This is a genomic window from Synechococcus sp. H55.2 (assembly GCF_047462495.1).
Lineage (GTDB): Bacteria > Cyanobacteriota > Cyanobacteriia > Thermostichales > Thermostichaceae > Thermostichus.
This window is the reverse complement of the sequence record NZ_JANSJH010000091.1, coordinates 4458-10890: the sequence shown is the minus strand read 5'-3', so window position 1 is coordinate 10890 and position 6433 is coordinate 4458. Positions and strand designations below refer to the sequence as shown.

At 59.9% G+C, this 6433-nt stretch carries 6 protein-coding genes; 1 reads left to right on the top strand and 5 read right to left on the bottom strand.

Annotated elements, in window-relative coordinates:
* Positions 1–114 precede the first annotated feature (114 nt).
* From NW844_RS10470 to NW844_RS10460, 3 genes are all read right to left on the bottom strand, one after another.
* On the bottom strand, positions 115–1284 hold the full coding sequence (locus NW844_RS10470) for a CAP domain-containing protein (protein WP_414335452.1): 1170 nt from the start codon (positions 1282–1284) through the stop codon (positions 115–117).
* A gap of 16 nt (positions 1285–1300) precedes the next feature.
* Positions 1301–1456, bottom strand: a complete 156-nt coding sequence (locus NW844_RS10465; RefSeq protein WP_414335450.1) for a hypothetical protein — start codon at positions 1454–1456, stop codon at positions 1301–1303.
* 316 nt (positions 1457–1772) lie between these two features.
* Positions 1773–2258, bottom strand: a complete 486-nt coding sequence (locus tag NW844_RS10460; protein ID WP_414335449.1) for an ureidoglycolate lyase — start codon at positions 2256–2258, stop codon at positions 1773–1775.
* A gap of 192 nt (positions 2259–2450) precedes the next feature.
* On the opposite strand from NW844_RS10460, the gene NW844_RS10455 reads away from it, so the two are divergent.
* Positions 2451–3212, top strand: a complete 762-nt coding sequence (locus tag NW844_RS10455) for a hypothetical protein (RefSeq protein ID WP_414335448.1) — start codon at positions 2451–2453, stop codon at positions 3210–3212.
* Between the two features lie 15 nt (positions 3213–3227).
* On the opposite strand, the gene NW844_RS10450 is transcribed toward NW844_RS10455, so the two are convergent.
* A complete protein-coding gene (locus NW844_RS10450; protein WP_414335446.1) occupies positions 3228–4577 on the bottom strand; it encodes an adenylosuccinate synthase in 1350 nt (449 codons plus the stop codon).
* Between the two features lie 139 nt (positions 4578–4716).
* Positions 4717–6186, bottom strand: coding sequence for a S41 family peptidase (locus tag NW844_RS10445; protein ID WP_414335445.1), 1470 nt, complete (start codon positions 6184–6186; stop codon positions 4717–4719).
* Between the last annotated feature and the right edge of the window lie 247 nt (positions 6187–6433).

The window sequence follows — 6433 nt, the reverse complement described above, 5'->3', positions numbered from 1 at the left end:
CCGGCCCCTCTCCCACCCTCACCCCCGGCCCCTCTCCCAAAGGGAGAGGGGAGTTAGAGCGGCGACCTGCGACAGCATTGCGTAGCAATAACGGCGCGACGAACTGTTTCACGACTATTTGAAATGACTGTAGTTGTTGAGAGGGTTGGCAGAGTTGAAAGGCTCCATCTGCCAGAGCAGACGGGGTGGGATCCCCAGCCCTTCGGTCAGGGGTGCGGGCCTTGGCGGAGCCTGAGGGTCGCAGTCGTAGAGGGTGGTGGTGTAGCGATAGGTGCGCGGCGGCCCACCCTTGAGGCGGATGCCGCTGATCTCAAAGAGATAGGGGCGATTGGGCTGAACGGATCCCACCGAGTAGGTGAGGGTTTCCAGGCCAAAGGCGGGATCCCCAACCCGGATATCTCCAACAGGCACCAGTTCGCCGGTGAGGGCATCGGTGATGCGGATTTGGGCTTGGCTGAGGTCAGACAGGCCGCCGCGGCTGGGCAGCGAGAAAGACCAGCGGTAGGCAGATAAGGGCTGGCCGGAAAATCCCTCCAGACGGTAGAGATAGCCGTCCCTCTCCGGGAAGGCAATAAACTCTGGATCCGGCACCGACTCGTCAAAACCGAAGATCCAATTGGCATTGGCCTGGGTCACCCGTCCGGCCCGCGGGTCAAAGACGATGCCGTAGGCGCCTTGGGCATATTGGGGATAGAGGTTCCAGCGGCGATGCCCCACGTCCACGAAGTTTTCCCGGCCCGGCTCGGCAAAGTAGATGTCCACCTGGCGCGCCAGCACCCGCCCTGGGTCGGGGCCGTTCAGCTCCAGAATCGGGCCGATCGCTAAGTTACCAAAGCGGGATCCCGCCGCCCCGGCAGGAGTGAAGCAACGCCAAGAGGGGGGTGGCTCGTGGCTGAGGGCGCCATTGGCCACCTGCAGCAGCGCCGCTTGCTGAGCGGCCTCCAAGAACTCGGGATTGAGCTCCACCGGCGGCAACTCGTGCAACAGCCGCAGAAAGTTCAGCCGATCCATCATCTTCTGGGCTGCTGCCGGGGTGAGGCGACCGGGATCACAAGTGGCAACTTGCGGCTGCTCGGCATAGATGGGGCCGGCAAAGGTGCGGGTCTGGCGATCCAACTGGCACATGAAGCTGGCGATGGGCAGCTCCCCCGCCGGCGGGGGCCCCACCGCAGTAAGGGATCCCTCCCCCCTGCCGCCGCAGGCGGCCAACAGAACAAGGCAGAGCAGACTCAAAACCACCCCTGCCCAGACTTGCTGCAAACTGGGCAGCCGCTGCCAAGGCATGCAAGATCCTGTAGGCTTACCGACTGGCGGGGGTGGGAGTGGGCGTGAGGCTGGGGGGACTGACGGTGCTGCTGCTACCCTCGTCGCAGGCAGACAGCAGCCCCAGGCACAGGAACAGGGCCAGGGCCCCCGAGAGCTGGCGGGTCAATTGGGTGGGTTGGAGTGTAGCCATCGCAGCAGATCTCCAAAACAGTACCGAGCTTGACCCTGTTTTATCACCTGGCCAAACCGGTCGCCGTGCCAGGGCTTGTGCCGACAAGAGCAGAACCTGAGAACAGGGCAAGGAATGCCGACCCAACTAGGCCCCACCCACTAGAGATAGAGCCTAAGTTCATTCTCCATCGCCACCATTAGTGCTGCGACGGATCCGCGTACCTTTTTCTGCGCCCAAGCGTAAAGATTGCGTGGATGAATCTGCTTTTTGCCGCTGAATCGGACTGCTCACGTTGACATGATTTGCCCATCATCTGCCTGAAGGGATCCCTTTCTCAAGGGATGATCTGAAACTCCAGATTGTAAGTCTGGAGCAGGTTGATTGTCTCGTGGTCGGTGAGGTTGGTGTCGGCCAGCTCCAGGTTGTAGAAATCGATAAACTCCTCGTGGTCGAAGTAGGGGCCGGCATGCCAGGTGCCCATTTCCAGTTTGATAAAGCGGTCGCCGGGCACCCGAAAAGCTTGAATCTCATCCACTTGCAGCTCGTCGGCAGGCGGCGCGACGGCGATAAACCACTCCTTGCTGTGCAGGGATCCCAGACACTGGGTGCAACGGGTGTGGTGAGTTATTTGGGTGAACCGAAGGCCACGGCGGGGCAAGCGCATGAGGTAGAAGCGGGGTTGCCCCTGATTCAAAACCAACTGGGCATCTTGGCCGTCGAAGGGTTTGTCGTCAGGAGTAGGATAGATCACCTGCCCGTAGAGGGCAAAGTTTTCCGGTTCAGCGAGATGGGCCTTCAGTTGGCGCAGTTGACTGCTCACCCTGTTTGTCTCCTCTTTCCCAAAGCTGTACCCGTTGTTGCTCCGCAAGCCGATCCCCACCTGCTGCCGGCACAAGGTCGTGAAGACCCAAATAGCAGAGCAGATCTTAATCTTACCCAGATTTGCCGGTAGTCTCCTTCCGGAGAACAGTCTCAGTAAAATGGGAGAAATTTGTAACACTCGGCAATGGCGATGCGGCGGGATTTACAGGAGCTGGTCATTTCTCCTTTTCAAGTGCAAAGTCTTTCTGGGGTGCCCGTAGCTTGGCTGTACCGACCTCGGCCCGTCCGCCGCTGGAAAGACTGGCTGCGCCAGTTCTCCGCCTTCTGGGATCTGCTGCGCCTGTTGTTGGTGCTGGATCTCTGCTGCCGTTTCTTGACCTTTTGGACAGGGGGATCCCTGCTGACCTTGCTGGGGCGGATCTGGATCCCCGGCCTGTACAGCAGTTGGCGCACTTGGCTGGTGGAATGGGGGATCCTGGCAGCCATTGCCGCTTTGGGCCAAGCCTATTGGATTTTCCGCAGCCGCCGCCTGCCGCTGCTGTTGAACTTGCTGGAGGAAGTAGATCGCTACAACCGGATCATCCAAGCCATCCACCTCAACGACCAATTGGTGGAAGCCGGCAACCCCGAGGTCAAGCTGGCCCAGCGGGCTGAAGTAATCGAGGCTTTGAAGCTGACGCGGACAGATCTGATCCGCGCTTTGAAAACGGAGCGGATTTTGCGGCAAAACGAGGATCTGATCGAGCAGCAGAGTGAGCTTTTCGGAGATAATCTGGCGGCTTTGACCGCCCTGCAGGTGAGGGAGCAGGCCGGTGAGCAGGGGCGGCTTTTGGACGCCGCTTTGCAAGTTGCCCTCCACGTGCGCTCCCAAATCCGCCAACTGCAGCAGCGAGAAGCAAACCTAGCTCAAGACAAAGTTCAAAATCCAGAGGAAACAACTTTTGATTTGTAGTTATATCAAGTTCCCTCAATCGGGCATGAGGGCGTGGATGCGCTTGCCACCGTTGGGATAGAGAAGAGCACGTTTGGGGCCGTGGATGGGATCTTCGACAATAATCGTCTGCTCGCGGCTGGCCCCCAGCGAAACAATGGCAATCGGCACCTGCATCAACTGCGCCAAAAACTTCAGGTAATCATGGGCTTCGGGGGGCAGGTCTTGGATGGAGCGGCAGTCTTTGGTGGAGCACTTCCAGCCGGGCAGGGTTTCGTAGATGGGCTTGCACTGGGCAAAGACACGGGCATCGCTGGGGAAGTGACGGATCTCCCGCCCCTGGTACTCATAGGCCACGCACACCTTGATCTCATCCAAGCCGTCCAGCACATCCAGCTTGGTGATGGCCAGGCAATCCAAGCCATTGATCCGCACCGCATAGCGCCCGATCACGCCATCGAACCAGCCGCAGCGCCGTTGTCGTCCGGTGGTGGTGCCAAATTCGGCGCCGGTTGCCCCCAGGTACGCCCCGATCTCATCTTTGAGCTCGGTGGGAAAAGGGCCTTCCCCAACGCGGGTGGTATAGGCTTTGGCCACCCCGATCACCCGGTCAATGCTGGTGGGGCCGATCCCGGCGCCAATACAAGCGCCACCGGCAATGGGATGGGAGGAGGTGACGTAGGGGTAGGTGCCGTAGTCGAGATCCAGCAGGGTGCCTTGAGCCCCTTCAAACAAGATGTTCTCCCGATCTTCGATGGCTTGGGTGAGCAGCAGGGCGGCGTCGGTAACGTAGGGACGCAGCCGCTCGGCGTAGGCCAGGTATTGCTGGATGATCGGCTCGGGATCCAGCGGGGGCAGGTTGTAGATTTTTTCCAGCAAAACGTTCTTGTAGGGAATGGCCCAACTGAGGCGTTCCCGCAGTTGATCGGGGTACATCAAGTCCACGACGCGGATGCCCATGCGCTCGGCCTTGTCGGCATAGGTGGGGCCAATGCCTCGTCCGGTGGTGCCCAGCTTATAGATGCCGCGCCGCTCTTCCTCGGCCACGTCGATGACACGATGGTAGGGCAGGGTCACGTGGGCGGTTTCGGCGATGTACAGGTTGTGGGTGGAGATCCCCAGTTGGTGCAGTTGGTCGATCTCCGCCAGCAACACCTCAGGATCGATCACCGTGCCGCTGGCGATGATGCAGCGTTTGTCGGGGTAGAGGATGCCGGAGGGGATCAGGTGCAACTTGAAGGTTTGGCCCCCCACCACCAGGGTATGTCCTGCATTCACCCCACCTTGATAGCGGACGACCACATGCGCCTTTTCACTGAGGAGGTCGGTGATCTTGCCTTTTCCTTCGTCGCCCCACTGGGCACCGACAACCACAACGTTTGCCAAGAGCTTCTCCTACAGTCCGTGGATGGCACAAAAAATCCCCTTTGCGGGGGCTGCTGCACTAATTTACCGCATTGCTCGGGGCAATGTTGAGGTCTTGGGACAAAAACGTTAACAATCGATTAACTTTTTCCTTCCCCTTTCAGCTCCCTGGTTTGAACAGGCCAATGGCAGTGACCTGGTTGGATCCCGCCGCAAAGGTAAAAGCCAGGCCCAAGGCATCGTAGTTGACGTAGTAGCGATCGTCGCGCAGATATTCTCGGCTTCCCTTGGGATAGGGCACCACCTCGTTGTAGCCGTTCTCGCCGGGCCCACCATAAACGGCGATCACTTCGGAGTAGGTGGAGCCCATGCGGATCCCTTCGCCGGTCATAGCTTCTGGGTGGGTGGTGTAGATGCGGTTGGCAAAAAAGCTATCCACAATGCCCGGATGGCGGTAGGTAAAGAGGATGTAATCTTGCAGGTAAAAGATCTTCAGGTCGCTGTTGGGCTGAAAGACGTTGGCCCCAGAGGCCGCTGGGATCTGATCCACATTGCCCAGGAGGTGGGTATCGACGTTGCGGGTATCCATGCCTAGGACAAAACGGCCGACACGGCCCTCTTGAACCAGTACGGTGGGGCGGGGTGGGGGGCTGGGGCGGCGAGGGGGCAGGGCCAGCGCTTCCAGGGCGGCACTCAGCCAGGCGTTCTCATCTCCCTCTACCCTTTGCAAGGGCACCAAACCCTGCGCTAGGGAACGACCATCTCCCGTTTTCCAGGTGGCTACGGCCAGTTCCACCGCCGCGCCGGAGGGAAGGGCAAAGAAGCGGGTTTGTCGCTCGCTGCCTTGGGTGGGCTGCCCCAAAATAAGGGTGCTACCGCTGGAGCCCAACTGGGCAGCCAAGAGGGTGGCCCCCTGGCGCGTGTTGCCATCTACCAGAACCGCCAGCGGGATCCCGGCGGCAATGGGCAAATTTTCGCTGTTCCAGAGGGTGGGCTGCCCAAAGCGGTCTTCGGTAATCAGCAGCGGTTGAATGGAGCGGGGCAAAAACAGGCGGGCCACATCTGCCACCACTTGCGGGTCATAGCCCACGGATCCGCGCAGATCGAGAACTATGCCCTGGCTGTAGTCTTGGGTGTAGAGGGTTTGGCGGATCTGCTGAGCGGTGGCAGGGGTGAGCTCCGGCACCGCCAAATAAACCCGGCGCGGGCCGATCCCACGCGCCTGGACGGGCGGGCGAGGGCGGTTGAGCAAGTCCTTAAAAGCTTGCGCATTCCAAAACCGATCGGCAGGATCCCCATACTCCCGCAAGATTTCTTGGATCAACTCCTGCTCCACCTCGATGGGGGGACGGGGATCCCCGTAGGTGCGGGCCAAGAGGCGGGTGTAGAGGTCGTGGTAACTGACTGCAGCCGCTTGGCTGCCCGCCCCCAAAGACTCGTTGATGAACAGTCCCACTAAGTAGCGCAGATCCTGGCCTACTGGCGGAGAAGGGAGAGAAGGCGAGCTCTCAGGAGGGGAAGGAGCCGGCTCAACCATCGGCCCCTCAACAGACGGGATGACCGGCACCGGCGGCAAGCCTGCCTGACCCATCACCCTGATGGGAAGGATCCCAGCAAGTGCCACGACCATTCCCCCCGCTCCAATTGCACGCGCAACTCCCTTCATGGCGGCCTGGCCTCTTGCAGATGCTGCGAATAGGATAAACCCCAAACGCTTCCCTCTGCCACTGTCCGCGGTGTCAGATATCTATTTTTTGCATCTTAGAACACTAGATGTGGCTGCCTCGTCCCCCTTCTTTTGAGCGGAATACTCCCCCCAGCGCAGACCTGGTTGTTCGCTTACTTGCCTTTTTTGCCCTTTTTGCTTGGCTTGGGCT

Coding starts and splice junctions, on each gene's coding strand:
- NW844_RS10470 (WP_414335452.1), bottom strand. CDS start 1,284: ATGCCTTGGCAGCGGCTGCCCAGTTTGCAGCAAGTCTGGGCAGGGGTG.
- NW844_RS10445 (WP_414335445.1), bottom strand. CDS start 6,186: ATGGTCGTGGCACTTGCTGGGATCCTTCCCATCAGGGTGATGGGTCAG.
- NW844_RS10455 (WP_414335448.1), top strand. CDS start 2,451: ATGCGGCGGGATTTACAGGAGCTGGTCATTTCTCCTTTTCAAGTGCAA.
- NW844_RS10465 (WP_414335450.1), bottom strand. CDS start 1,456: ATGGCTACACTCCAACCCACCCAATTGACCCGCCAGCTCTCGGGGGCC.